Genomic DNA, 25,285 nt, shown 5'->3' on the forward strand with positions numbered 1-25,285 from the left:
CCGTTTGTAATCGATGAAGTCAGGGTAGAAAATTATTTGAATTTCTATATTTCAAAAGGTTATTAAAAAACTATTTTATATGTTGATAGAATGATTTATTGTTCACATTGATTAAATGGGGGGCGTCATGACGTCAACTCTACGATTACAAGGTTATATTGATTCTATCCACAACCATTATTTTGCTGAGCAACCTTTGTTTATCGACCGCGAAGGGCGAGTAAAAGGGAGTTTCTTCAAGTGTGAAATTGGCAGTGTCTTTGAATCCATTACTACCCATACGCATGCCAACAGTGTCGCCGTATCCGCTAGGTTACAAGTGAATTTATTTGACGGCACGCCTATTGATGCCGCTACTTTATTTACGTTAGCAAAATCTGACGAAGCGCTTGTTCGTCTAGATCGGCTTAGCCGAATTATTCATACACTCAACCATCATGCATCTCCATTCGCGCACTTGCCATTGCATTTATCTGTTCATCCTCGGTTGCCTTCAATTGTCGTAAAAGACCATGGTCAGGTATTTGAGAGGCTGTTGCAATTCTTGCAGTTATCGCCAAGGCAGTTTGTAATTGAGTTGCCGCTTAGCTTGGCGGCAAATGCCGCGCTAGCAAATAAGGTCGTTAATAATTATCGTGCGCGAGGTTTTGTAGTGAGTAGTCATGTAGATGACCGTAGTTTGGCGTGGCTGGATTCTGGAGAATCGTTACCTGACTTGTTAAAGCTAAATGCAAACTTCATTTTGGCACGGACAGATGTATTGGCAAGAATTCAACAATTGGCAGAGCGGTTTCATCTGTCGATATTGATAAAAAGTGCTGAAAGGCAGGCTATTCACCAAGATGTTTCTTCAATGTTGATCGAAAGTGTTGGTTAATTTATAGATTAATATGGAATTAAAAAATAGATAAATATAATTAAAAGAAATTTAGTGATTGCTTTATGATGGCTCCATCGAATACAAATTCAGACAAGCAGAACTTCAGGGAGCATCAAATGAAAACATCATTAAGAATCAATTTAATCAAATTAGCTTTGGCTACTGCAGGTGTTGCTTCAATCAATGTTGCTCTAGCAGAAGAAGTCACCATTGGTTATCAATATGGTGCTGATCCTGCCAAGTTGGCGCAGGTGGAGGGCCGTTATGAAAAAGCAACAGGTTGGAAAATTAACTGGAAACGATTCGACAGTGGTGCAGATATTGTCGCCGCCATTGCTTCTGGTGACGTGCAAATTGGCAACATTGGCTCTAGCCCACTAGCAGCATCTACTAGTAGAGGGTTGCCGATTAAGGCATTTGTTGTGAATGCGCTAACTGGCGGCTCTGAAGCGTTAGTTGTTCGCAATGGTGCAAATATTAAATCTCCTAAAGATTTAATCGGTAAAACACTCGCAACGCCTTTTGTTTCTACCGCGCATTACAGCCTGCTTTCCGCGCTAAAACACTGGAATATAGATCCATCAAAAGTAAAAGTGGTGAATTTAGCTCCGCCAGAAATTGCCGCGGCCTGGTTACGTGGCGACATCGATGGTGCTTACACATGGGACCCTGCACTTGGAAAAATTAAACAATCAGGCAAGGTATTAACCGATTCAGCAGAAGTAGGTAAATGGGGGCATCCAACCTTCGATAGTTGGGTTGCGCAAAAAGACTTTGCTTCAAAGCATCCTGATTTTTTAGTGAAGTTTGCAAAAGTCACTACCGATGTGAACGCTGAATATCAGAAAAATGCGAGTAAGTGGACAGCGTCTTCTGATGTCGTGAAGAAAATTTCTGACTTAAGTGGTGCTACCCCTGCAGATATCCCTAGCCTACTGGCGGGTAATAAATATCCAAATGCAGTAGAGCAACTAAGTCCTGCTGTATTGGGGGGCGGATCAGTGAAAGCGCTTACCGCCACGGCTACCTTCCTGAAAGAGCAAAAGAAAATCGATCAAACCTTGGCTAGCTATCAGGCGGTGATTGATCCTCAATTCGTTCAAAAAGCCAGCAAGTTGAAATAAGAGTCATCCCGCCCTCTGTGCAATTGCACCGAGGTAGAAAGTAAGGTGAATTACATGTCAAAAGCCCTCGTCGCCAATGCCGTTTCTAAACATTACCCATCCTCTCGTGGTGTGGTACACGCGCTAGACAATGTTTCTGTAACGATCAATCAAGGTGACTTTGTTGTTGCACTAGGAGCATCAGGCTGCGGAAAAAGCACCTTACTTTCTTTACTGGCAGGATTCCAGACGCCAACGCTTGGACAAGTCACCAAGGCAGGTCAAGTCGTGACAGGGCCAGGTGCCGATCGAGGGGTGGTGTTTCAAGATGATGCATTATTTCCATGGTTTTCTGTATTAGAAAATGTGGCGTTTGGTTTGACGCTACAAGGCGTTAGTAAGCAAGAAAAAGAAGCCGTCGCAAAACAGGTGCTAAGCCAAGTGGGTTTAACTGGCTTTGAACATCATCGTGTGAGTGAAATATCCGGTGGTATGCGGCAGCGAGTGGGCTTAGCACGTGCCTTAGCCGCTAATCCTGATTGGTTATTAATGGATGAGCCTTTAGGTGCGTTAGATGCCTTAACGAGAGAGCAAATGCAAACGCTTATTTTAGATGTCTGGAAACAGACAAGAAAAGGCGTTTTCCTGATTACTCACAGTGTGGAAGAGGCCGTTTTAATGTCTACCGAATTGCTGGTGTTTTCCCCTAGGCCGGGGCGCATTGTTGAGCGATTTGAGTACAACTTTGCAAGGCGGTATGCAGAAGGGGAGTCGGCGAGAAGTATTAAACAAGATCCTACCTTTGCTGCTGCAAAAGCGGTGGTGTTAGATCAGATTGTGTCGCAAACGGAGGCTGTGCAATGACTATTCTATTAGAAGACCCAACACTGTATGCGGTAGAGCGAACGCTTCCGCAAACGGTAACAAGAATCTCTTGGGCGAATCGTCTCTCGGCCGCTCTGACAAGTCGAGTTGCGTTGAGTTTGCTTACTATTGGCTTTGTTATTTTGGCATGGTCATTGACGAGCTATCTGCAATGGTTACCAGAAATGTTATTGCCAACTCCTATCACGGTTGTGAAACGATTGGCCGATTTAGCGCAAAACGGCTTTATGGATGTTTCACTTTGGTCTCATCTTTGGGCGAGTAGCTTTCGTATCGGTTCTGCTTTCTTGCTGGCTGTTGCCACCGCGATTCCTGCGGGAATCTGGATGGGCTCAAGTCGCATTGGTAAGGGAATTTTAGACCCTGTTATTGAATTTTACCGACCCATTCCTCCGTTAGCCTATTTGCCACTGATGGTGATTTGGTTTGGTATTGGTGAGTTATCTAAAGTATTGCTGATTTACTTTGCCATTTTTGCCCCTTTAGCGATCGCAACGGCGAATGGTGTCGGTCGGGTCTCGGCTTCTAGAGCGCAAGCCGCACTTGCATTAGGGGCGAGCAAATGGCAGGTGCTTCGTTATGTTGTTTTCCCCAGTGCGCTTCCCGATGTACTGACTGGGTTACGCATTGCGTTAGGGGCTGGGTGGTCTACTTTAGTTGCTGCAGAATTGATTGCAGCAACCGAAGGATTGGGTTTTATGGTGCACGCGGCTTCAAAATTCTTGGTAACAGATGTGGTGATTGCCGGAATCCTGATTATTGCTGCTATTGCACTGTTATTGGAAGTTGGGTTGCGTTACTTGCAAAGAAAGCTGACCCCTTGGCAAAACGAAGTGTAATCAAGACGGCTATCTGTTGAACGGATAACAACAATAAATAATAAGAAGGAAGATTAAAAATGACAACCTTAACTGTTGAGCGATTGACCCCTGCATTAGGCGCAGAAGTATCCGGCCTTAATCTAGCTGAGCCATTATCCAATTTATTAAAGCAAGAAATTTCGGAATTATTAGTTGAGCACCAAATCCTATTTTTCCGAAAACAACCACTCACGGATAAACAACAAAAAGAGTTTGCTGCAAATTTTGGTGATTTACATGTGCATCCATTGTACCCAAAGGTGGCAGAGCAACCTGAAATCATGATTTTGGACACACATGGCGATAACCCGCCCGATGCAATACATTGGCACAGTGATGTGTCGTGCATCGAGCGTCCGCCACTTGGCGCTATTTTATCCGCCAAACTATTGCCCCCCATCGGTGGCGATACGGTGTGGGCAAGTGCAACTGCTGCTTACGATGCGCTATCTGCACCAATGAAGGCTTATTTAGAAGGACTAACTGCTGTTCATGATTTAACGCAAGGTTTTCCAGAGTACCGTTACGCAATCACGCCAGAAAAAGCCGCGCAATGGGAGGCTGGAAAAAAGGCAAACCCACCCGTGATTCAGCCAGTGATTCGTGTTCATCCTGTGTCAGGAAAGAAAGCGATTTTTGTGAATGAAGATTTCACCACAAGAATTGTTGAATTACCCGAAGCGGAAGGAAAAGCGATTTTGGCCTTTTTGTACCAACATATTAGCCATGCACGTTTTACGGTGAGATGGCGTTGGCAGAAAGATGATGTCGTATTTTGGGATAACCGGATAACGCAGCACATCGCTGTGGACGATTATCTTCCCCATCGTCGCATTGTGCATCGTGCAACGATTTTAGGTGATAAGCCTTTTGGGCCAAAGGTCGGCTGAAATGTAGCTTATTTTTGAACTTAGGCAGAGAGAATCGTATGTTATAGAAGGCTGATGGCCTTCTATAACATAAACGCACAGCTTAGAATAAGCGACGAGTGAGACCTGCAGAGTGAATGATTGTACTAGCCAGTTCTTCGACAGATTTGTGTGTCGTGTCTAAGAACGGAATGCGTTCACGACGCATTAATGACTCCGCCTCCGCCAACTCAAATTTGCAGTTATCTAATGCAGCGTAACGGCTGTCTGGTTTCCGTTCACGGCGAATCTGTTGTAAACGTTCAGGGTGAATGGTGAGGCCAAATAGCTTTTGGCGGTATGGCTGCAAGCGGTTTGGTAATTTTTCAGAATCAAAATCTTCTGGCACTAATGGGTAGTTGGCCGCTTTAATCCCGTAATGAAGCGCTAAATACAAGCACGTAGGCGTTTTGCCAGAACGTGATACGCCAACCAAAATCACATCCGCTTCATCATAATGTTTGGTCGATGCGCCATCATCACTATTCATCGTGAAGTTTACCGCGTCGATTCGCGTTTTATATTCATCATTGTCATCAATTGCATGGCTTTTGCCCATGGTATGAGAAGACATCATGCCAAGCTCTTGTTCCAATGGATCAATAAACTTTTCAAAAAAGTCCAAATGCAATGCGTTGTTACGTTGGCGTAGCGCGTTACGAATTGCGCCATCGACCATCGTAGAAAAAACGATCGGACGTGTTTCGCTTTCTAAGCAAAAATCCGCCAACTGCTGAGCCACTGCTTGTGCTTTTTCTACTGAATCAATAAAAGGTAATGTGGTTCTTTTAAAGGCAATCCCTTCGAATTGCGTCAAAAGGCTATGACCTAATACTTCAGCCGTAATACCGGTACGATCCGAAACGAAAAAGACTTTGCGTTGACTCGACATGTTTTGATATCTCAATAGGGGAAATTGAAAAGAAATTATAACGACTAATTCGTGTGCTAAGCACCCCAATATTTTCTCAATGTATCAAATACATACGACTCGTGAATACTTTTTATGATTTATATAGTTAAACTACTTTTTTATGCCGATTTGTAAGTAGTAAAAAAACTTTTTGTGATATTTATGCATATTTTTATGGATTAGTATTCCGAATAAAACGAAACACGGTAGAATGCGCTCATTCATGAAATACCCTTGCAATAAAGGGAAGCTATGCGAGGATGGCAGCATGTTTCCGAGAATACTAACAAGGGTATTTAAGCCGGTTTTTAATCGTTATTAACGGGAAATCGACGATGTCGCAAAATGTAGTTTGGTTCGAGCATCTACGTATGACAGACGTAGAAGAGGTTGGCGGTAAGAATGCCTCTTTGGGTGAAATGATCAGTCAGTTGGCTGGTGCAGGTGTACGTGTACCAGGTGGTTTTGCGACCACAGCTGCTGCATTCCGTCAGTTTTTGAGCGATAGCGGTCTAACAGATCGTATCAATCAAGCTTTGGATAAGCTAAATGTAGATGACGTTGCAACACTTGTAAAAGTGGGTGCAGAAATCCGTCAATGGGTTATCGATGCTCCATTGCCTGCTGAGTTGGAAAATGAAATCCGCAAAGCATACGCAAAAATGGAAGCAGACTCTGGCGCGACGATTTCTGTTGCTGTCCGTTCATCAGCTACTGCCGAAGACTTGCCTGATGCCTCTTTCGCTGGTCAGCAAGAAAGTTACTTGAATATTTCAGGTATCGAGAATGTACTGATTGCCATCAAACACGTGTTTGCGTCGTTGTATAACGACCGCGCGATTTCTTATCGTGTACACAAAGGCTTTGCTCACGCAGAAGTTGCTTTGTCTGCCGGTATCCAGCGTATGGTTCGCTCAGACACAGGCGCAGCCGGTGTGATGTTTACACTAGACACCGAATCTGGCTTCCAGAATGCGGTATTCCTGACCGCTTCTTATGGTTTGGGTGAAACCGTTGTTCAGGGCGCAGTAAACCCTGATGAATTCTACGTGTACAAACCAAACCTAGAACCAAATCGCCCAGCGATTTTACGCCGTAACATCGGTTCTAAACTAATTAAAATGGAATTTGCTGACAAGGCAGAAACTGGTCGCTCAGTGCGCACGGTAGATGTACCGTTGGCAGATCGCCGCAAGTTCTCTATTTCTGACGAAGATGTAATCGAACTATCTCGTTTCGCGATGATTATCGAGAAGCACTACGGCCGCCCGATGGATATCGAGTGGGGTAAAGATGGTTTTGATGGCAAACTGTACATCCTGCAGGCTCGTCCAGAAACTGTAAAATCTCAAGAAGGTCGCGTAGAAACCCTACGTCGCTACCGTTTGAACAACCGTTCTGAAGTAGTTGCTTCGGGGCGTGCGATTGGTCAAAAAGTAGGTAAAGGGGTGGTTCGCCTAATTAAAGACGCTTCTGAAATGGAACGCGTAAAAGAAGGTGACGTACTAGTAACGGACATGACTGACCCAGATTGGGAGCCAGTGATGAAACGTGCTGCAGCAATTGTGACCAACCGTGGTGGACGTACATGTCACGCAGCGATTATCGCTCGTGAGTTAGGTATTCCTGCGGTAGTAGGTTGCGGTGACGCTACTGATCTACTAAGCGAAGGCCAAGAAGTAACGGTTTCTTGCGCTGAAGGTGATACAGGTAATATCTACCAAGGTTTGCTAGATATCGAGATCATCGATCTAGCATTAGATAGCATGCCACCTGCACCTGTAAAACTAATGATGAACGTTGGTAACCCAGAGCTAGCATTTGACTTCAGTCAATTGCCTAACGAAGGTGTTGGTCTAGCGCGTCTAGAATTCATTATTAACCGTATGATTGGTGTGCATCCAAAAGCGCTATTGGCTTACCCAAATCTTCCATGGGATTTGAAGGCACAAGTTGAAGAGCGTATTGCGGGTTACCCATCTGCAGTTGATTTCTACGTTGAAAAACTAGTCGAAGGTATCGCAAGTATTGGTGCCGCATTTGCACCGAAGAAAGTGATTGTTCGCATGTCTGACTTCAAGTCAAACGAATACGCGAACTTGATTGGTGGCACGAACTACGAACCGCATGAAGAAAACCCAATGATCGGTTTCCGTGGCGCGTCTCGTTATGTGTCTACTGATTTCCGTGACTGTTTCGATCTAGAATGCCGTGCACTAAAACGTGTTCGTGACGAAATGGGTCTAACCAACGTGGAAGTAATGATCCCGTTTGTTCGCACCTTGGACGAAGCACGTAAAGTAGTTGAGCTACTAAAAGAAAATGGTCTTGAGCGTGGCAAAAATGGTTTACGTCTCATTATGATGTGCGAAATCCCTGCTAACGCAATCTTGGCTGAACAATTCTTAGAATATTTCGATGGTTTCTCTATCGGTTCTAACGATATGACTCAGCTAACATTGGCGCTTGACCGTGACTCTGGTGGTCCAATTGCTAGCCTGTTTGACGAGCGTAACGAAGCGGTGAAAGCAATGCTTTCAATGGCGATCGCCGCTTGCCGCAAACATAACAAATACATTGGTATTTGTGGCCAAGGCCCTTCAGATCATCCAGACTTTGCAAAATGGCTGGTTGAACAAGGTATCGAAACCGTATCTCTGAACCCTGATACCGTGGTCGAAACTTGGATCTATCTAGCAAAAGAATTGGGTACCAAGTAAGTTACCCCTTCTCGCGCTAGCATAAAAAAAGCCGGTCTCTTGACCGGCTTTTTTTATGCTATTTTTTGAGTAATCGTATTTTGCCTACTGAATTAAAAAATATCAGCCCCTTTATAAGTGATTTTAAGGTGGGCAGAATCAATTAGCGGAAGGTCATAGAGGGTAGAGTGGGGCTAATATAAAAATAGCCCTCTCAGGGAGGGCTACTTCAATTCTAACGAGTGACGATGGATCTACTTTTTCTTCACTGGCTTTTTGGTTGCTTTTTTCTTTGTTGACGATGGTTTCTCTTCATTCGATGACTTACATTTTTTGCCTTTTTTGCAGCTGGCTTTTGGTTCATCCTCAGCTTCTTTTTTGCCCCTTTTACCTTCAACCGCATGAGACTTTGAAGACTTAGACGGTTTTTCTTTTACAGTAACCGTTTTACAAACCGTTTTTGCAGGGCCAGCTTTTTTCCCTTTTACTTTTTTAGGCGCTACTTTCTCGCATTTTTTAATTTGCTTGGTAGCATCTCCATCATCGTCGTCTTCGTCATCTTTTGCGCGAACAGACTTTTTCGGATCTTCTTTTGCAGCAGCAGGGGTTGGCGTAGATGGCGCTGCGTTTACTTGTTTAGAAGGCGTGTCACTATAACCTGCAGAATCAAATGGTAGCGGGTTCGGTCCTTCTGCATGCGCTGTTAGTGAAACGCCTGCTAACAACGCGATAGAGAATAGGTAAGATTTCAGCTTCATCATTTATGCAATTGGCAACTTAAAAAAGTATTTTACACGGAAAATTTTTCAAGTAGTTTGCAAATTTTCCCTCTTGTAAAAACAAAAACGGGCCGAAGCCCGTTTTTGTTGACCAGCAGTGAAGAAATTTACAAATTAAAATTGCTTCACCTTGTCGACCAACTGCATGCCAATCGGTAACAGAGTTACCTTTAAACGTTGGCCCAGTTTGTCTTTCATGCTGGTAAATTGTGTGCGGTTCATATTTCCAATGACTTTCGGCACATAATTTTGAGTTTCTTTGAATTTAGGAACTGCATAGCCTGCGCGGATCACAGAGCCTTCGCCTGCATTATAGGCCGCGACTGCAAGTTCTAAGTTCTGGTTAAACATTTTTAAGAGGTCACGCATGTATTTTGCGCCTCCGCGAATGTTTTGTTCTGCATTTAATGGATCTGTTACACCATATCTGGCTGCTGTAACAGGCATTAGTTGCATCATTCCCAATGCGCCACGTGGTGAAACGGCATTAGGTTGGTAGCCCGATTCTGCAGTAATAATTGCATCTAGTAAGGATGGGCTAATTTTTGTTTCTTTCGCTACCTTTTGAACAATCTTGGCAAATTGTTTACGGCGTTTTTCAACACCTGGTGCGTTAGGCACAAAATTGGTTTTTGGAGTCACTTTTTGCTGAACAGAAAGCGGCTCACTATCACTTAGCGTTGGTGCATTTTCACGCTTAAAAAGTGTATAGCGATCGTCTAATTGCTCGTTGCTGTAGTGGGCTACGCCAGTTTCATCTACAAAAGCATAGATGTCGGCACTTGCTGGCAAAATGATGCTGGCCAGTAGTGCGGCAAGTGAAGCTTTATATTTGAACGTCATGTGTAGTCATACTTGTTAAAAAAGTCATTTTACCCGAAAAGCTATATTATTCAAAAACTTGGGTGGTTGTCATTGTCATAATTCGATTATGACAATGTCTTTGTTGCTGAATTATTGCGGTCTGTAGCCGGATTGTCTATGTGGTATATCTGCCACATTGATTGGTTGGGTAAGCTCTAAAAACGAAGAGATATGACTAGGCAATACGAAAAAAACGCTCATTTTTAGTGCCTAGCAAGCACTAAAAATGAGCGTTTTTTTCGGTGGCTTTTGCTAAATTTGTTTGGACTTATTTAGCTTACTGAGCGTTTCATTCTGAACGAAAATGACTAATGTTGAAATGAAAATAAGCAAATTACGCAGCGGGTAAAGAGGATAAATCCCATCTTGGCTTAATCATAAATCGATAGTCGTGATTGGCAAACTGAAGACGCTGCGCACCGGCAAAAGCAATCATCGCTCCGTTGTCCGTACAGAAGGCGAGTGGAGGATAAAAAACACTCAATTTACGCTTGGCAGCGGCTTCATCTAGCTGGTTTCTAAGTTGCTTGTTTGCGCCTACACCACCAGCGACAACAATCTGTTTCATCCCCGTTTGTTTTAATGCGGCGACTGATTTCTTTACCAACACTTCAACAATTGCTTCTTGAAACGCGCGTGCAATATCTGCTTTGGTTTGCTCTGTTAGTTCGGCTTGCTGCTTTACTAAAGTCAGCACGGCAGTTTTTAAACCAGAGAAACTAAAATCTAGGTCGCCTGAATGTAGCATTGGACGCGGTAGCGTAAAACGTTTTGGGTCGCCTTGTTCTGCAAGCTTAGATAGCGCAGGGCCGCCAGGGTAGGGAAGGCCTAACAATTTTGCTGTTTTATCAAAGGCTTCGCCAGCAGCATCATCTACCGTTTCACCTAATAACTCATATTTGCCAACCCCTCTTACTGCCATCAGTTGCGAGTGACCACCAGAAACTAGCAACGCAACAAATGGAAATTCTGGCCTTGGGGTGGCTAGTAAAGGAGACAGTAGGTGGCCTTCTAAATGATGCACCGGAATCACAGGCTTACCCAGGGCAAAGCCCAAAGCATTCGCAATACTAGCTCCTACTAATAAAGCACCTGCCAAACCAGGACCTTCTGTGTAGGCAATGGCATCAATATCCGCTAGTGTTTGGTTAGCATCTTTTAAGCATGCTTCTGTTAACGGTAACACTCTTCTGATATGGTCTCTTGAGGCAAGTTCAGGTACTACGCCACCATATTCGGCATGCATGGCTATTTGGCTATGCAAATGGTGGGACAATAGCCCCTTCTCTGTATCATAAAGAGCGATACCTGTTTCATCGCATGAGCTTTCAATTCCTAAAACCAGCATGTTTTCAAACTCTATAACAACATTAATCTAAACAACGGGTTGCCATTAGGCGAAATAACCATTGGTAATTGGGTAGCGCCAATCTTTACCAAAACCCCGTGGCGTAATACGAATGCCGACTGGCGCTTGGCGGCGCTTGTATTCATTAATTTTAAGTAACTTCACCACGCGAACCACATCTGCTTCTTGATAACCGCTGGCGATAATATCTGCCATGCTTTGGTTGCGTTCTACATAGGCTTCCATGATGGCATCTAGTACTTCATATGGTGGCAAACTATCCTGATCTTTCTGATCAGGGCGTAGCTCGGCAGACGGTGGTCTAGTAATAATTCGTTCAGGAATCGGGTTGGCTAATCCATCGATGGTCGTTTGGTTTCTATATTCACACAGGCGGTAGACCGTCATCTTGCTGACGTCTTTTAACACAGCAAAGCCACCGGCCATATCGCCATACAGTGTGCAATATCCTGTCGTCATTTCGGACTTATTACCCGTCGTCAGTACTAGTTTCCCTGTTTTATTAGACAGCGCCATCAGTAAGGTGCCACGAACGCGAGCCTGAATATTTTCTTCTGTCGTGTCTAGTGCTCGTCCTTCAAACTCGGGAGATAATGTACTAACAAACTGTTCATACATCGGCCAAATATCAAGCTCTGAATATTGACACTTTACGCGCTCAATCATTTCTCTAGAGTCAATTACGCTAATATCTGCTGTGTACTTACTTGGCATCATCACTGCGTGGACTTTATCTGCGCCAAGCGCATCAATTGCCACTGCGAGTGTCAAGCCAGAATCTACCCCTCCAGACAAGCCTAAGAGCACGCCTGGGAAGCGGTTTTTTTGAATATAGTCGCGCACGCCAAGAACTAAGGCTTGGTATAGCGCTGCATCGGTACTTGGCCAAGAGGCTTTTGTCTCGGACTGAATCTGATTACCCGCGCATTCAATGAATAATAAATGTTCTTCAAACAACGGTGAGTGAGCGATTAATTCGCCCTCCGTATTCAACGCAAAAGAGCCCCCATCAAACACCAGCTCATCCTGCCCGCCTACCCAGTTACAGTACAGCAAGGCTAAGCCGGTTTCTTTGACACGTTCTTTAGCAATTTCTACTCGTTCTTGTTCTTTGTCTTTGTGATACGGGCTAGCATTCGGAACTAGTAATACTTCAGCACCGGCAAGTTTTGCGCGATCTGCCGCTTCTGGGTGCCAAATATCCTCACAAATATTCACGCCAAAAGCGGTGCCATCGATAGTAAATACGCATGCTTCTCCGCCTGGGGAGAAATAACGGTACTCATCAAATACTTCGTTGTTTGGTAAGCTTAGTTTACGGTAATGGGCAATGGCTGTTTGTTGGTCAAAGACGGTCACTGCGTTGAATCGCTCATTATTCTCTTCTTCCGGGTGTCCGATGACTAAGGCGATGCCCTCACTGGCTTTTGCCAGTTCATTCAAACTATTTAAGCAGTCTTGGTAAAAAGAAGGTCTTAATAATAAATCTTCAGGTGGGTAGCCACATACAGCTAGTTCAGGGAAAACAATTAATCTAGCACCAGCTTTCTTCGCCTCACTAATATCGTGCAGCATTTTCTTCTGGTTATATTCAATGTTACCGACAATCGGATTGAACTGCGAAAGTGCGATCAGCATGTGTGTTGACTTCTGAAGAGTTATCTAAATTAGGTTGGCAAGCGTTTGAAGCGAGCTAAGTGCTTATTGTAACTGACAATATCCATTCTGTTTGCATAGTCTCTTTCTCTATTTCAAAGAAAAAAGGCCATCGGTGAAGATGGCCTTTCGAATGCTAGGTATCAATCTCCGGATTTAATTTACCCAATAGAGATGACGAATAAAGTTTGCGCCAGGTGTTGCGCTGCTATCTTGTTTATTCGAGTAGGTGCGTAAGAAGTCAAATAAGCCGGATTTTGGCTTTTTGCTGGTGACTTTCTCGCAACCACTAGGCAGGTGTAGCCTATTTTCCTTTTGATAGGTCATAAAAGCTTCAACCGGATACTTGTGTGGGTTACTAAAGTATTTCTCAATATTCAAACCTTGGTCTTTCGGGCATAGCTCACTTAGGTCTGCCAAGGCGCCACTATCTACTCGCTCTGGTACAAGCAGCGTATCGCCCTTCCATGCTGGAATCACCTCTTTTAGTAGCGTCTGCCAAGTGGCAAAATCTTCTGCCTCAAGCGGAATTGGGAAAACCGTGCTCTTTTGTGAAGGATTTGCAATCCATTCATCATCATCATCTGTTTCCGCTAAAACGCTTTGAGACATCGCAAGCGAAGTGGTAAACCCTTTGCCAATTGCCACATGTGCGCGTTTAACGGCTGCTTTATCGGTTAGATAAATCATCTGGCTAAAGTCTTGTTTCGATGGATCTACACGGTAAGCGCTTAGTAGTTCTAACAGACCTTCTGCAAAATGATGATAAGCAAGTGTCCACAAAATATCACTCTGATCAATTTTGAATTGCGCGTCTAAATTGTATTCGCGCGAATAGTATTCAGGATCATTTTCTGGTGGGTGAATGGCAAATGGGCGATGTCCTCTTTGTGGGACAGCAAAGAAATATTGTTCCCAGGTTTCAATTTTGCCATCGCCATCAATATCTGTTTGCCAAGTCGATGGCTTAACACGTAATCCTTCATTTGGCTTCAAATTGATTTTTTCAAGCGCCATCCGAGCTTGTTTAAGTTGATCACGCACATAGACAATCTCATTGTGTACTTCTTTTTCAATGGTTTTGTAGTCTTTGTCAGATGCTTGCTGGTATTTAGATTCTGTTGATTTTGCCCATTTGCCGACTTGTTGAACGGTTTTTAAATCTTGGCAAATGGTAAATAGTTGGCGACCCGTATTATCTTTGATCTTGCTCAGTTGAGGCGGGGTGTCTTTACATGCAGCGTTAAACGCTTCGGTCGTCGTTAAATCTGCCCCCCAACTAAAAGCGGGGACTAAGCATGCTGCAAGGACGATTTTTTTCATTGCCAATCTCAGTTGATAGTTGATGGCAAGATTGTATCAGTGAACGCTAGTGGTATGCTATTGGAATGTGTTTAGGTGCGAAAGATACTGGTTGGATCAACCCAGTGATTGCTTGCCGCGATCTGAAGTGCCAACACATTGATGATAATGCTAAACAGAAAACCAAATGCAATGATAAGCACAAGTCTTCTTTTGGGGATGGGAATCAGCCGGCGAATCGCTCGGCTAAAAGCATATAAAGAGAATGCGAACCAGAATAAACTGACACCAGAGGCAAGCGGCGTACTAATTGCATCAAATACGGGTAACAGCACTTCTGGAATGGCAAGTAACGTTAAAAAGCAATAACAAAGAATAAACGGAATAGGGTAGCCAGATAGTTGAAATAATCTAGCGGTTGTCCAAGCAAAGACAGCGGTGGCCACTAAATAATGACAACCAAAGAAAGCAAAGCGAGTCGCGAGGTCGGCTTTAAAATAGTCACCCGGTTCGGCTGTCAGGCAGCCAACTAGTAATAGTATGAGTGACAGTTCCCATGTGCGGAAGGCAATTTTAAACGGGGCTTTGATTCGCCCCGAGATGACCATCCATGCATCATCGACTAGTCGATTAAGTATTGCGTTCAGTCGAATACCACCGTTTTATTTTTATATACTAAAACGCGATGATCAATATGCCAGCGCACCGCGCTAGATAACACCACACGTTCTAGGTCTCTTCCTTTTTGTAACAAATCATCAATCGAATCTCTATGTGAGATCCGGGTCACATTTTGTTCGATGATCGGTCCATCGTCCAGAATCTCTGTCACATAATGACCAGTTGCACCAATTAGTTTAACACCGCGCTCAAATGCACGGTGGTATGGTCTTGCGCCATGAAAGGCTGGCAAGAAACTATGGTGAATATTGATAATTTGTTGCGGATACTGTTTACAGAATTCACTCGACAATACCTGCATGTATCGCGCCAACACAATCAGATTAATATTGTATTCGGCCAATAAGCGGAATTGCTCGGCTTCTGCTTCTACTTTATTTTCTGCGGTAACAGAAACCACATGATAAGGAATGCCGTAGAAATCAGCAATCTCTCTGGTGTCTTCATGGTTACTAATGATCAATGGAATGTCACATTGCAGTTCACCTTGTTTATGGCGATAAAGCAAGTCAACAAGGCAATGATCAAATTTCGACACAAAAATCGCCATTCTCGTGCGTTTTCTGCCGTCCACTAATTGCCAGTTCATATCAAAGTCAGCCATCGCCTTATCAAATGCGGCGGGAAAGTCGGCCAAGCTTAATGTGAAATCTGCTAAATCCCACTCGACACGCATCAAGAAAATGCCTTCTGTCGCATCTTGATGTTGATCGGCATGAAGAATGTTTGCGTTGTGTTTGTACAGAAAGTCAGCAATGGCGGCGACTAAACCTTTACGGTCAGGGCTGCTGATAAGAAGCGTGGCGGTATTTTTCATAAAGCGTAGAGGAAAAACCAAAATCTGCGAAAGAAAAGCAGTGTATCAGAAGGTGAGAAAATCCTCACCCTCTGATTTTTAGATGTGAATAGGCTTATTTCGCCATCTATTGATGATATTACGAAGTATAGCTAGCGCTTAACTTTGCTTCATTTCATCGTATGCCGCTTTTAGACGCTTCACGCCTTCTAACAAGCCAGCATTATCCACGGTAACAAAGCTAAAGCGAATTGCCGATGTATCCGGTGTATCTGGGTAGAATACATCGCCAGGCACGAAGATCATGCCTTTTTCGCGAGCAATGTATAGCAGCTCACGTGCATTCGTACCGTCTTCAAAACGGCCCCATAGGAACATGCCACCATCTGGACGGTTAAAGCGTAATTTGTCACCAAAAGCTTCTGTTAAGGCTGACGCTAATGCTTCTGCACGTTCGCCGTATACTTTACAAACGGTGTCTAGATGCGATTCTAGACGACCAGAAGCAAGATAGCGGGCGGCAATGGCTTGGTTAAATGTCGATGTATGCAAATCAAGCGCTTGTTTAATGCGAACGCAAGCATCATGTAAAACGGCGGGTAGAACTGCCCAGCCAATTCGTAAGCCAGGAGCCATAATTTTAGAGAAAGAAGATAGGTAACCTACCCATTCTAGTGCGCCGGGTACTTTTTCGGCCAATGCCACTAATGGCACTTCTGGGCTACCACGGTAACGCAATGCACCGTATGGATCATCTTCCAGCACGAACACTTCGTTTTCAACGGCCCAGCGAACTAGTTTTTCTCTGCGCGCTAGCGTTAACGTTGCGCCTGATGGGTTCGCAAAGTTACTTACTAAATAAAGTAACTTTGGCTTTGGTTTGTCTGCTGGAAGGCTTAAAAGTGCATCCACAACTGCACCATCACCATCAACAGGGATTGAAACGGTTTCGGCGCCTAGTAGATGAAAAATCTGTAGCGCAGCTAAGTAACTAGGACGCTCAACGGCAACGAAGTCACCTTCATTTAAAATGGAACGGGCAACAAGGTCTAATGCTTGTTGTGATCCACTCGTAATTAATACGTTTTCTGGTGCAACATTTGCACCTCGTTGCTTCATTAAACCAGTGACGGCTTCACGAAGGCTCACTTGACCATCAGTTTGACCGTACTGAAGTGCAGAACGGGCTTCGTTTGCAAATACTTCAGCAGTAGCGGCATCAATACCGGCTACATCAAACAGTGCAGGATCTGGCAAACCACCGGCTAATGAAATCATGCCAGGTAATTGCGCGTATTTGAGCAACTCTCTTACGTCTGAGCTACGGGTCCGGTTTGCAGCGATGGAAAGTGTGAGTGTCTTCATTGACGATGTCTTTCTGGTTTTAATACTGTCTAAGATACCGGAATCCAGTTGTGCTGTACCGGTGCAGTATTGATTAATTTTTTCAAACTGTTATGTTGGGTAAAACATAACAGTTTGAAATGGCTATGTTTGTACATCACTATATTGTATCAACTGTTTGGTAGGTGGTGAATAGATGATTTTAATTGATAGAACATCCGATCGAACTTTAGCGGATCAGATCGTTGATCAGTTGGCGCAAAGAATCAAAGCTGGAAAATTACCAGAAGGGAGTCGCTTGCCTTCTGTTCGGCAACTTGCCTCAAGTAATGAGGTGAGCCAGTTTACGGTGGTAACCGCCTACGAGCGCTTAGTGGCAAAGGGGTTAGTGGAATCTAAGGCGGGCAAGGGCAACTTTGTGGCGCGTCAGCATGCCATTTTAAAAGAGCCCGGCATTGAAGTCGCTGCGCCTTCTTTGATGAGCGCCGAAGGGTTTGCCCATCAGGTGCTTGCTACAGAAGAACCTATATTGCCTGCTAGTTCTGGTTTTTTACCGGCGGACTGGTTTGAAGGTGTGATTAATCCAGCCGCCGTGAAACGATTATTAAAGCCCGGGGCGGAAGGGACTTTAGCCGCCCCTGTGCAAGGGAGTGTTTTTTTAAGAGAGCAACTGTCTATTCGCCTCTCTCAGTGGGGTGTGAATGTGCCACCATCTCAATTTTTGGTGACGCATGGCGCTACACACGCTTTTGAAATTATTGCGCGCTGTATTCTTCCGCCTAACGCTAAGATCTTGATAGATGACCCTGGCTATTTTGTGGTGAGGCGCCAATTAGAACAACTTGGGCATCGTTGTATTCCTGTGCCGCGATTGGTCGATGGGCCAGATCTTGATGCCTTGCAACAATTAGCCATTGAACATCAACCCGCCGCCATGTTTACCCAGACGCTTTTACATAATCCAAGTGGCGGAAATACCTCTCTATCTAAAAGTCACAAATTACTTTCTTTGGCGAATCAGTTTGATTTTTATGTCATTGAAGATAATGTCTATGGTGATTTGGCCAATCATACTTCTGTGTTGCTTGCTCAGTTAGATGAGTTCCAACGAGTGTTTCATGTAGGGAGTTTTACTAAGGTGTTAAACCCTGGTATGCGAGTAGGTTATGTGGTGCCGCCATTAAGATTTTTGCCTGATCTGCAAATGCAAAAAATGTTAACTGTATTGACCGGTTCAGCGCTAAATGAAGCGTTGGTTGCTGAGTGCTTGGTAAGTGGTCGATTTAGAAAGCATTTACAGCAACTAAAAAGCCGTTTGGATAGGGCAAGAGTGCGTGCGCTCGGCGCGCTTCAGCAAACCCCGTTGACGGTTGTCTCTGGTCAAGCGGATGGCATGTTTCTTTGGGTGAAGTTGCCAGAAGGGGAAAGTAGTGATGCCTGGGCTAAGCAAGCACAACAAGCAGGCATATTGTTGGCAAGTGGTACCCTTTTTTCTATGACAAATAGTGGCGATGGTTATATTCGATTAAACACGGCTTATGCAGGGGATTACCAATTAGTAAAATTCTTTCAACAGATGATGAAGGCTAAAAAGTCATAAGTAGGCTGCTTGCGCCTCATGAGATGTGTTAGTGGGGAATATATATTTTCGCTTTAATGTGTTTTAAGTTGGTGACGATGGTGAGAGTCATGATGACTAATAGTGTCCATGAGCTCCACTTCCCAATATGGACAGATGACCACGCACCTAACTGATTGGGGTACTTCCAAACCCCAAAGAGCGTACTAATGTTTTCTGCTAACCAAATAAAAAAGCCAATTAAAACAAACGAAAGCAAGAGTGGCATGCTACGTTCTCTATCCATGGGCTTAAACTTGACTTGGGCGCGCGCATAAAGGCCAATAGCACAAGCGGCTATATAGCCTCTATAGTCACCGATAAAGTGGTGTGTAAAAAAATTCGCGTAAATGAGTATCGCAATGATCCATGCCATCCAATAGGGTGGGTGATGGTTAATTTTGACATCTAAAATTCGCCAAGCTTGGATGACATAACTGCCCACCGCTGCGTACATGAAGCCAGAAAACAGCGGGACGCCAAACAGCTTCGTATAGGCAAAATCAGGGTATCCCCACGCTTTAATGCCGCTTGAGGTTTTAAACACTTCTAAAGCGAAACCGATGAGGTGAAATACCGAAATCGCTTTCACTTCATCCCATGTTTCTAATTTGAAATAGAGCATCCAAACTTGAATGGCTAGGGTGACAATTAATAATGCATCGTATCTGGGGATGCCGAAAATACCTGACCTTGGCATTAAAAATATCGTTGCAAAAAATAGCCCAGCAAACAGGCATGACCTAGCTTCTTTTATTCCAAAGAATAAAAATTCGAAGCAAAATCGACGCATTCCGGTCAAGTTGGGGTTGTCTGGCAGGCTCGTCAGATATTGATCTAATTTCTGAAGCTGTCGTGAAGCGGTGGAGATCATATTAATGAAGTTGAACGGTCAGGTTTTAATAAACTGTGCGAGTGTATCAACTAGGTAGAATACATGACAATGTTATTTAATCTGGACCAGTAAATGACAATTCGAAGTGATTACAAATGCTTTAACAAAATGTGTCGAGTAAAGTTACCAACATAGTTTGGAATGGTTACCCATGGTCGATAGCCTTGTTTCTCATAAAAATTTGCGATTGGGTCAAGTAGGGTTTCGATGAGCGCATCTTTACATCCACGGAGTTTTGCTTCTTCTTCCAATCTTTCAAGAATTTGTTTGCCTAATCCCGTACCTCTCCAATCAGTATCTACCCATAAATAAGAAACAAATAGCCGTTGATATTCGGTTCTAGCTATTGCTCCTGCAATGAGTATGGAGTCCAGAAAAAGGCTGATATTTAATGGTTCCGCGTTTCCATCGGTTGAAAACTGGCGACCATACTCTGTCACGCCTTGGCTAATCATGCGTATGGAGTTGGGGTCTTCTTTGTTTGAAATAAGCCAACTCATCGACTCGTTTTGCATATGATTTTTCCTTTGCTGAGGTTTTACTGAGTCTGACACTGGCCCTAATTGAGGGTACACTATGTGTTCCCCCTATGCACGAAGATAGCATTCTCAAAGGCTATTCCCGTTCGAAACGTCTCTCCCTATTTAGGTGATCAAAATGCCTCAACAAGTGAAAACCTTGCGTGTTGGTTTAGTTGGCTATGGCTTTGCTAGTAAAGTATTTCATGCGCCCTTGATTGTTAGCACAGAAGGTCTGCAGCTGACGACTGTGTCTTCGAGTGATGCATCAAAAGTGTTGGCCGATTATCCCAATGTGAATGTGGTGGCGACGCCATCTGAATTAATGGCATTAACTGAAATTGATTTGGTTGTGATTCCCACGCCAAATGAGACACACCACCCTTTGGTAAAACAAGCATTGCTGGCAGGCAAACATGTGGTGGTAGATAAGCCATTTACGGTAACGCTAGAAGAGGCCGATGAATTAATTGCATTGGCCAAAGAAAAGGGCTTGTTACTATCCGTCTTCCATAACCGCCGCTGGGATGGTGACTTTCTCACCGTGGCGGCAATGTTAAAGCGTGGATTAGTTGGTCGGTTAACTCATTTTGAATCTCATTTTGATCGATTTCGCCCATTGGTGCGCGATCGCTGGCGTGAAAAAAATGCCCCTGGTGCAGGGCTGTGGTATGACTTAGGGCCTCACTTGGTTGATCAAACGATTCAATTGTTTGGCATGCCAATCGGTATTTATGTAGATGCGATGCAAGCAAGAGACAATGCACAGGCAACCGATTACTGCCATGCCATTCTTCGTTACGCTGATAAAAGAGTTTCGTTGCATGCCAGTGCATTAGTAGGCCAGGAACCTCCACGTTTTCAGCTGCACGGAACCAAAGGTAGTTTTCAGTGCTTTGGTCTAGACCCGCAGGAAGATGACTTAAAAGCTGGGCAAACACCGGGTAACCGCTGTGATTGGGGGAGGGCAAGTTCAACAGGCAAACTGACTACCTATCCTGATGGTGAAACCGCACAAGAAACCGTTTGCCCATTGATTGATGGCAACTATCCTGCTTACTACGCGGGTATTAGGGATGCTATTTGTGAAGGTAAACCTAACCCGGTTACCGCAGAAAGTGCGCGTCAGACTATGCAAATGCTTATGCTAGGTTTAGAGAGTATGGAAAAGCGAGCCGAAGTCCTCGTTCCGACATTATAATGTCGCTTTATTACGTGCTTGAAAGAACGTGTTATGCAAGAAATTCAATTTGATTTAGATCGTGAGTTTGTTGAACTGTGCAATTTATTGAAGTTGTGCGGATTAGCAGACTCTGGTGGCCAAGGAAAACTTTGGGTGGGTGAAGGTCGTGTAAAAGTAGATGGCCAAGTAGAGCTACGCAAAACAGCAAAGATCCGCGATGGCCAATTGGTAGAAATCGGCGACTCACGTATTTTGGTCAAGGCCATCTAAATTGATGATCCCGCAAGATCCCCTATTTTATTGGATTGCGATTCCAGCGGTGTTAATCACCGGTATTTCAAAAGGGGGATTTGCAGGGGGGCTGAGCATGGTCAGCATCCCATTAATGGCGTTAGTCATGCCGGTTTCTCAGGCCGCCGCCATTATGCTACCCATTTTATGCACCGCCGATTTATTTGGCTGGTGGTCATATCGAAAGTCATTTGATAAAAAACTGCTGCTTCAATTAATGCCTGGCGCAATTGTCGGCATTGCTGTCGGAACCATGCTGTTTAGTCATCTAGATGGGCATTGGTTAGAGTTGCTGCTTGGGATTATGTCGATTTTATTTGCCATTCACCGAATGTCCGGTATGGCAATTTCTGATAAAAGTTGGATGCCAGAATGGCTTAGGGCTGGTTGGTGGTCTGGGCTGTCTGGCCTGACTAGCTTTGTGGCACATGCAGGCGGCCCGCCGCTGATGATTTATTTGTTCCCTAAACAAATGAATAGGACAATGCTCGTTGCCACGATGACCTTTTTCTTTTCCTCCGTCAATTATATCAAACTGATTCCCTACGCTTGGCTTGGTCAATTGGATATGAGTAACCTAAGTACGGCGCTTGTTCTCGCGCCGTTTGCGCCACTTGGGGTCTACTTGGGTATTTGGCTGCATCATCGAATCAATGAAAAGTTGTTCTATCAACTCTCGTATATATTCTTGATTCTGACCGGGATGAAACTAATATGGGATAGTGGGAAATTATTCTAAAAGCGTTCTTTTAGCGTATTTAGATGTCTCTAGCCAAATTACTCTTTGCTCTCCTGCTTTTCAACATACCGGTGCAAGTCTCCGTGAAGCTGAGACAATTCTAAAATATCCGCGGTTGGAGTGAATTGAAATAAAGCTCCGCAGGTACATCCCATCGACACACTACGATAAAAATCCCGACGATTTTCATCCATCCAAACCTGATTGTGGTGCTTGCCGCAGTTTGGGCAATAGTTTGGCATCGTGTTCAGTAAATAAATCATCTCTGTTACCTTTTGAAGTCGATGACTGGTTGGTCATTTTTATTTGAAGCATAACCGATATACTTCATTATAGGCTATCCCTAAGAATCTACTTTAGCTTGTAATTGATCAATTAAAGCATGTAGTTGTGTAGTTAGTTGACGAATAGCGCCTTCCATATCCCAATCGCCGTGACCAAGCTTTACTTCGTTAGAAATGGTACGGATTTCAATGAATGGTTGATTTTCTTTTAAGCAAACATGGAAAAATGCCGCGCCTTCCATATTTTCTAGATCAGCTCCGCGCGTGTCAGGTAATGGGGAAAGCGCGGTATTCGCTGTTAGCCCTTTGGCGGTCTCAAAACCACCACCTATTTTAGATAGGTGAGGGCAGCATAATTCTTTTCTACGTTCAAAAGCCATGTCTAAGGCCAAGTCAGCCAGGTGTACAAAACCTTGTTCGGTATAAAATCCTAAATCGCCTTCTACTTCCTGACTCACTAAACGGGTGTCACCAATCTTTAGATTGGAATGGGGAAAGTAACCGGCGATGCCTGCCAAGATAATCCAATCAGGCTGATGCTCGTGAATTACTTTTAACGTCGAGTAAGCCGTGTCCGTTATGCCTACACCTGAAATGACTTTTAGAACATTCGGCGCCTCAAACCATTGCGCTTCCGATGCGGTTGGAAACATCACCACTATTTTCATAGGATCTCTCAGGTGTAATCGTTAAAAAACCTCTGCCCGGGCAAGCCGGGCAGAGGTTGATTCGTACTTTATGAAAAGTAGTGCTTATTTTTCAACAAACGCTCTTTCAATCACGTAGTCACCTGGTTCGCCAACGCGTGGAGATACTTTAAACCCTAGATCATCTAGTAGTTGAGCTGTATCTTTCAGCATGCTTGGGCTACCACAAAGCATTGCGCGGTCTGTTTCAGGGTTTAGTTGTGGTAAACCAATGTCAGCACACATTTTGCCGGTGGTGATTAAATCTGTAAGACGGCCTTGGTTGCGGAAGGCTTCGCGAGTAACAGATGGGTAGTAAATCAATTTATTAGCAACTTCTTCACCGAAGAATTCATTTTTTGGCAATTCTTTAGTGATGAAGTCTGCGTAAGCCAATTCGCTAACGGTACGTACACCGTGGAACAGGATTACTTTTTCAAAGTGTTCGTATGTTTCTGGGTCTTGAATCACGCTCATGAAAGGAGCAAGACCAGTACCTGTACCGAATAAGAATAGGTTCTTACCTGGTTTTAAGTCAGAAACAACCAATGTGCCGGTAGGTTTACGGCTAATTAGGATCTCATCACCCACTTTCAAGTGTTGTAGACGAGAGGTTAGTGGGCCGTTCTGTACTTTAATACTGAAGAACTCTAATTCTTCTTCGTAGTTTGGGCTGGCAATACTATAAGCGCGCATAAGCGGTTTGCCTTCTACTTCAAGACCGATCATGACAAAGTGACCGTTCTCAAAACGCAGCCCGTCATCACGGGTGGTGCGGAAGCTGAATAAAGTATCGTTCCAATGACGAACGCTGGTGACAGTTTCTGTTGCGTAATTATGAGCCATGATTCCGAGTCGCAGTTGCTAATATTGGCAAAATTGCTATTGTACATCATTGGCTTAGCGTTCTGATACCTCCTTTACGCTATCATTTTAGGAATCATTGCTTATATTTTTATGACTGAAAGTTATCAAACCATCTGGTTGCATCAAAATTCACCTATAAAGCCGGCTGCCGGTGCGCCTTGTAACGGCTGTGGGGTGTGTTGTGCAATTACACCATGCCCACTCGCACGGGTAAGGTTTGCCAGATTTTGGCGTCCGTTACCTAAGGTGGTTAAATGCCCAGCCTTAAGCTGGTCTGATGAGGTAAGTCGATATGAGTGTGGTTTGCTCACTAAACCAAAGCAATATTGGCGCTGGGTGCCAAGTAAATTACATTTGAGATGGCAATTATTAGTGAGTCGGTGGATTGCAACTGGCATTGGATGTGACTGTACGTCAGAGATTGAAGAGTGAATTGCTTTAAATTCATGTGCTAGCACGGAGATTCACAAACGGCGAATCTGCCCTTGCTTTATAATTAAGTAATCCAACTCAATATCAATGATCTAACAATAAAGAGAGCCAACGAATGAGTGCGCTACCACTAACCGCAATTGAAGCGAGAATCTTAGGTGTGCTGATTGAAAAAAAGCACACTGTCCCAGATACCTACCCACTCTCATTAAATGCGCTGCAGTCTGGTTGCAATCAAAAGTCGAGCAGAGATCCGGTGATGGAATTATCCGAACCCGAACTACTTGAGGCCTTAGATACATTACGTCAAAAGTCTTTAATTGCCGAAAGTAGTGGCGGTAGAGTCAGTAAATATGCTCACAACTTAGATCGCGTATTGAGCATCCCATCGCAATCGGTCGCGATTTTAACCGTGTTGATATTACGTGGTCCATTAACAACGGCAGAGATCCGTCAATATACAGAACGACTACACCGTTTTTCAGATGTATCTGCTGTGGAAGGATTCTTGTCAGAATTACAAGAGAGGACAGATGGTGCGTTAGTCGTCGAGTTGCCTCGTCAATCAGGTGCAAGAGAGCGTCGTTGGGCTCACTTGCTGTGCGGCGAGCCCCAAATTAGCGAATCTGCAACTAGCGCTACGGGCTCTTCAAACTTAGAAGCGAGAGTGTCAGTACTAGAGGCAGAAGTTGCCGAATTAAAAGCATTGCTAGAATCACTTACTGCAGGTTAA

26 protein-coding genes are annotated in these 25,285 nt (G+C 44.1%); 11 read left to right on the forward strand and 15 right to left on the reverse strand.

The window, feature by feature from the left end; translation table 11 throughout:
• Positions 1-127: 127 nt before the first annotated feature.
• The 5 genes from LIN78_RS16750 to tauD all read left to right on the forward strand — a co-directional run bounded on the left by LIN78_RS16750 (position 128) and on the right by tauD (position 4,618).
• A complete protein-coding gene (locus LIN78_RS16750; RefSeq protein WP_227182028.1) occupies positions 128-877 on the forward strand; it encodes an EAL domain-containing protein in 750 nt (249 codons plus the stop codon).
• A gap of 119 nt (positions 878-996) precedes the next feature.
• Positions 997-2,004 carry a taurine ABC transporter substrate-binding protein gene (gene tauA, locus LIN78_RS16755; protein ID WP_227182029.1) on the forward strand — a complete coding sequence of 336 codons (1,008 nt, stop codon included), beginning with the start codon at positions 997-999 and terminating at the stop codon, positions 2,002-2,004.
• A 54-nt stretch (positions 2,005-2,058) separates the two neighbouring features.
• A complete protein-coding gene (locus LIN78_RS16760) occupies positions 2,059-2,847 on the forward strand; it encodes a taurine ABC transporter ATP-binding protein (protein WP_227182030.1) in 789 nt (262 codons plus the stop codon).
• The gene (locus LIN78_RS16765; protein WP_227182031.1) at positions 2,844-3,707 is read left to right on the forward strand and encodes an ABC transporter permease subunit; all 864 of its coding nucleotides are present in this window, start codon (positions 2,844-2,846) and stop codon (positions 3,705-3,707) included. The genes LIN78_RS16760 and LIN78_RS16765 overlap by 4 nt, the downstream gene beginning before the upstream one ends.
• Positions 3,708-3,766: 59 nt before the next feature.
• On the forward strand, positions 3,767-4,618 hold the full coding sequence (tauD, locus tag LIN78_RS16770; RefSeq protein ID WP_227182032.1) for a taurine dioxygenase: 852 nt from the start codon (positions 3,767-3,769) through the stop codon (positions 4,616-4,618).
• 82 nt (positions 4,619-4,700) lie between these two features.
• Here tauD and ppsR read toward each other — a convergent pair whose 3' ends face one another.
• Positions 4,701-5,528 carry a posphoenolpyruvate synthetase regulatory kinase/phosphorylase PpsR gene (gene ppsR, locus LIN78_RS16775; RefSeq protein WP_227182033.1) on the reverse strand — a complete coding sequence of 276 codons (828 nt, stop codon included), beginning with the start codon at positions 5,526-5,528 and terminating at the stop codon, positions 4,701-4,703.
• A 356-nt stretch (positions 5,529-5,884) separates the two neighbouring features.
• On the opposite strand from ppsR, the gene ppsA reads away from it, so the two are divergent.
• Positions 5,885-8,269: a phosphoenolpyruvate synthase gene (ppsA, locus tag LIN78_RS16780; protein WP_227182034.1), complete on the forward strand. Its 2,385-nt coding sequence runs from the start codon at positions 5,885-5,887 to the stop codon at positions 8,267-8,269.
• A gap of 233 nt (positions 8,270-8,502) precedes the next feature.
• On the opposite strand, the gene LIN78_RS16785 is transcribed toward ppsA, so the two are convergent.
• The 8 genes from LIN78_RS16785 to LIN78_RS16820 all read right to left on the reverse strand — a co-directional run bounded on the left by LIN78_RS16785 (position 8,503) and on the right by LIN78_RS16820 (position 17,060).
• Entirely contained in the window at positions 8,503-9,009 is a 507-nt protein-coding gene (locus tag LIN78_RS16785) for a hypothetical protein (RefSeq protein WP_227182035.1), read from the reverse strand.
• 132 nt (positions 9,010-9,141) lie between these two features.
• Complete coding sequence (locus LIN78_RS16790) at positions 9,142-9,870, reverse strand: lytic transglycosylase domain-containing protein (RefSeq protein WP_227182036.1); 729 nt, start codon at positions 9,868-9,870, stop codon at positions 9,142-9,144.
• A 355-nt stretch (positions 9,871-10,225) separates the two neighbouring features.
• Positions 10,226-11,239: a tRNA (adenosine(37)-N6)-threonylcarbamoyltransferase complex transferase subunit TsaD gene (tsaD, locus tag LIN78_RS16795; protein ID WP_227182037.1), complete on the reverse strand. Its 1,014-nt coding sequence runs from the start codon at positions 11,237-11,239 to the stop codon at positions 10,226-10,228.
• Between the two features lie 45 nt (positions 11,240-11,284).
• A complete protein-coding gene (locus tag LIN78_RS16800) occupies positions 11,285-12,898 on the reverse strand; it encodes an NAD+ synthase (protein WP_227182038.1) in 1,614 nt (537 codons plus the stop codon).
• 174 nt (positions 12,899-13,072) lie between these two features.
• Positions 13,073-14,239, reverse strand: a complete 1,167-nt coding sequence (locus tag LIN78_RS16805) for a hypothetical protein (protein ID WP_227182039.1) — start codon at positions 14,237-14,239, stop codon at positions 13,073-13,075.
• Between the two features lie 71 nt (positions 14,240-14,310).
• Complete coding sequence (locus tag LIN78_RS16810) at positions 14,311-14,826, reverse strand: hypothetical protein (protein WP_227182040.1); 516 nt, start codon at positions 14,824-14,826, stop codon at positions 14,311-14,313.
• Positions 14,827-14,861: 35 nt separating this feature from the next.
• Complete coding sequence (gene purU, locus LIN78_RS16815) at positions 14,862-15,716, reverse strand: formyltetrahydrofolate deformylase (RefSeq protein ID WP_227182041.1); 855 nt, start codon at positions 15,714-15,716, stop codon at positions 14,862-14,864.
• Between the two features lie 138 nt (positions 15,717-15,854).
• A complete protein-coding gene (locus tag LIN78_RS16820) occupies positions 15,855-17,060 on the reverse strand; it encodes an aminotransferase-like domain-containing protein (RefSeq protein ID WP_227182042.1) in 1,206 nt (401 codons plus the stop codon).
• 175 nt (positions 17,061-17,235) lie between these two features.
• Between LIN78_RS16820 and LIN78_RS16825 the strand changes: the two genes are divergently transcribed.
• Positions 17,236-18,639: an aminotransferase-like domain-containing protein gene (locus tag LIN78_RS16825; protein ID WP_227182043.1), complete on the forward strand. Its 1,404-nt coding sequence runs from the start codon at positions 17,236-17,238 to the stop codon at positions 18,637-18,639.
• A gap of 28 nt (positions 18,640-18,667) precedes the next feature.
• Here the strand turns inward: LIN78_RS16825 and LIN78_RS16830 are convergent, their stop codons facing one another.
• Both LIN78_RS16830 and LIN78_RS16835 read right to left on the reverse strand, forming a co-directional pair.
• On the reverse strand, positions 18,668-19,531 hold the full coding sequence (locus LIN78_RS16830; RefSeq protein WP_227182044.1) for a DUF817 domain-containing protein: 864 nt from the start codon (positions 19,529-19,531) through the stop codon (positions 18,668-18,670).
• 110 nt (positions 19,532-19,641) lie between these two features.
• A complete protein-coding gene (locus LIN78_RS16835) occupies positions 19,642-20,067 on the reverse strand; it encodes a GNAT family N-acetyltransferase (RefSeq protein WP_227182045.1) in 426 nt (141 codons plus the stop codon).
• A 142-nt stretch (positions 20,068-20,209) separates the two neighbouring features.
• On the opposite strand from LIN78_RS16835, the gene LIN78_RS16840 reads away from it, so the two are divergent.
• From LIN78_RS16840 to LIN78_RS16850, 3 genes are read left to right on the forward strand one after another with little or no spacing between them, the layout of a single operon-like run.
• Positions 20,210-21,271 (forward strand): oxidoreductase, encoded by a 1,062-nt coding sequence (locus LIN78_RS16840; protein ID WP_227182046.1) that lies wholly within the window; start codon positions 20,210-20,212, stop codon positions 21,269-21,271.
• 33 nt (positions 21,272-21,304) lie between these two features.
• Positions 21,305-21,523, forward strand: coding sequence for an RNA-binding S4 domain-containing protein (locus tag LIN78_RS16845; protein ID WP_227182047.1), 219 nt, complete (start codon positions 21,305-21,307; stop codon positions 21,521-21,523).
• A gap of 4 nt (positions 21,524-21,527) precedes the next feature.
• Positions 21,528-22,283, forward strand: coding sequence for a sulfite exporter TauE/SafE family protein (locus LIN78_RS16850; RefSeq protein ID WP_227182048.1), 756 nt, complete (start codon positions 21,528-21,530; stop codon positions 22,281-22,283).
• Positions 22,284-22,321: 38 nt separating this feature from the next.
• On the opposite strand, the gene LIN78_RS16855 is transcribed toward LIN78_RS16850, so the two are convergent.
• From LIN78_RS16855 to LIN78_RS16870, 4 genes are all read right to left on the reverse strand, one after another.
• Positions 22,322-22,546, reverse strand: coding sequence for a hypothetical protein (locus tag LIN78_RS16855; RefSeq protein WP_227182049.1), 225 nt, complete (start codon positions 22,544-22,546; stop codon positions 22,322-22,324).
• A gap of 80 nt (positions 22,547-22,626) precedes the next feature.
• On the reverse strand, positions 22,627-23,235 hold the full coding sequence (locus tag LIN78_RS16860; RefSeq protein ID WP_227182050.1) for a phosphorylase family protein: 609 nt from the start codon (positions 23,233-23,235) through the stop codon (positions 22,627-22,629).
• Positions 23,236-23,319: 84 nt separating this feature from the next.
• Positions 23,320-24,099, reverse strand: a complete 780-nt coding sequence (locus LIN78_RS16865) for a ferredoxin--NADP reductase (protein ID WP_227182051.1) — start codon at positions 24,097-24,099, stop codon at positions 23,320-23,322.
• 143 nt (positions 24,100-24,242) lie between these two features.
• Positions 24,243-24,578, reverse strand: coding sequence for a hypothetical protein (locus LIN78_RS16870; RefSeq protein WP_227182052.1), 336 nt, complete (start codon positions 24,576-24,578; stop codon positions 24,243-24,245).
• An 89-nt stretch (positions 24,579-24,667) separates the two neighbouring features.
• Between LIN78_RS16870 and LIN78_RS16875 the strand changes: the two genes are divergently transcribed.
• Positions 24,668-25,285: a YceH family protein gene (locus LIN78_RS16875; RefSeq protein WP_227182053.1), complete on the forward strand. Its 618-nt coding sequence runs from the start codon at positions 24,668-24,670 to the stop codon at positions 25,283-25,285.

Source organism: Leeia speluncae, assembly GCF_020564625.1.
GTDB lineage: Bacteria > Pseudomonadota > Gammaproteobacteria > Burkholderiales > Leeiaceae > Leeia > Leeia speluncae.

Bases quoted from the DNA above. Each gene is read 5' to 3' on its own strand.
- LIN78_RS16750 (WP_227182028.1), top strand. From the start codon at position 128: ATGACGTCAACTCTACGATTACAAGGTTATATTGATTCTATCCACAAC.
- tauA (WP_227182029.1), top strand. From the start codon at position 997: ATGAAAACATCATTAAGAATCAATTTAATCAAATTAGCTTTGGCTACT.
- LIN78_RS16760 (WP_227182030.1), top strand. From the start codon at position 2,059: ATGTCAAAAGCCCTCGTCGCCAATGCCGTTTCTAAACATTACCCATCC.
- LIN78_RS16765 (WP_227182031.1), top strand. From the start codon at position 2,844: ATGACTATTCTATTAGAAGACCCAACACTGTATGCGGTAGAGCGAACG.
- tauD (WP_227182032.1), top strand. From the start codon at position 3,767: ATGACAACCTTAACTGTTGAGCGATTGACCCCTGCATTAGGCGCAGAA.
- ppsR (WP_227182033.1), bottom strand. From the start codon at position 5,528: ATGTCGAGTCAACGCAAAGTCTTTTTCGTTTCGGATCGTACCGGTATT.
- ppsA (WP_227182034.1), top strand. From the start codon at position 5,885: ATGTCGCAAAATGTAGTTTGGTTCGAGCATCTACGTATGACAGACGTA.
- LIN78_RS16785 (WP_227182035.1), bottom strand. From the start codon at position 9,009: ATGATGAAGCTGAAATCTTACCTATTCTCTATCGCGTTGTTAGCAGGC.
- LIN78_RS16790 (WP_227182036.1), bottom strand. From the start codon at position 9,870: ATGACGTTCAAATATAAAGCTTCACTTGCCGCACTACTGGCCAGCATC.
- tsaD (WP_227182037.1), bottom strand. From the start codon at position 11,239: ATGCTGGTTTTAGGAATTGAAAGCTCATGCGATGAAACAGGTATCGCT.
- LIN78_RS16800 (WP_227182038.1), bottom strand. From the start codon at position 12,898: ATGCTGATCGCACTTTCGCAGTTCAATCCGATTGTCGGTAACATTGAA.
- LIN78_RS16805 (WP_227182039.1), bottom strand. From the start codon at position 14,239: ATGAAAAAAATCGTCCTTGCAGCATGCTTAGTCCCCGCTTTTAGTTGG.
- LIN78_RS16810 (WP_227182040.1), bottom strand. From the start codon at position 14,826: ATGGTCATCTCGGGGCGAATCAAAGCCCCGTTTAAAATTGCCTTCCGC.
- purU (WP_227182041.1), bottom strand. From the start codon at position 15,716: ATGAAAAATACCGCCACGCTTCTTATCAGCAGCCCTGACCGTAAAGGT.
- LIN78_RS16820 (WP_227182042.1), bottom strand. From the start codon at position 17,060: ATGAAGACACTCACACTTTCCATCGCTGCAAACCGGACCCGTAGCTCA.
- LIN78_RS16825 (WP_227182043.1), top strand. From the start codon at position 17,236: ATGATTTTAATTGATAGAACATCCGATCGAACTTTAGCGGATCAGATC.
- LIN78_RS16830 (WP_227182044.1), bottom strand. From the start codon at position 19,531: ATGATCTCCACCGCTTCACGACAGCTTCAGAAATTAGATCAATATCTG.
- LIN78_RS16835 (WP_227182045.1), bottom strand. From the start codon at position 20,067: ATGCAAAACGAGTCGATGAGTTGGCTTATTTCAAACAAAGAAGACCCC.
- LIN78_RS16840 (WP_227182046.1), top strand. From the start codon at position 20,210: ATGCCTCAACAAGTGAAAACCTTGCGTGTTGGTTTAGTTGGCTATGGC.
- LIN78_RS16845 (WP_227182047.1), top strand. From the start codon at position 21,305: ATGCAAGAAATTCAATTTGATTTAGATCGTGAGTTTGTTGAACTGTGC.
- LIN78_RS16850 (WP_227182048.1), top strand. From the start codon at position 21,528: ATGATCCCGCAAGATCCCCTATTTTATTGGATTGCGATTCCAGCGGTG.
- LIN78_RS16855 (WP_227182049.1), bottom strand. From the start codon at position 22,546: ATGATTTATTTACTGAACACGATGCCAAACTATTGCCCAAACTGCGGC.
- LIN78_RS16860 (WP_227182050.1), bottom strand. From the start codon at position 23,235: ATGAAAATAGTGGTGATGTTTCCAACCGCATCGGAAGCGCAATGGTTT.
- LIN78_RS16865 (WP_227182051.1), bottom strand. From the start codon at position 24,099: ATGGCTCATAATTACGCAACAGAAACTGTCACCAGCGTTCGTCATTGG.
- LIN78_RS16875 (WP_227182053.1), top strand. From the start codon at position 24,668: ATGAGTGCGCTACCACTAACCGCAATTGAAGCGAGAATCTTAGGTGTG.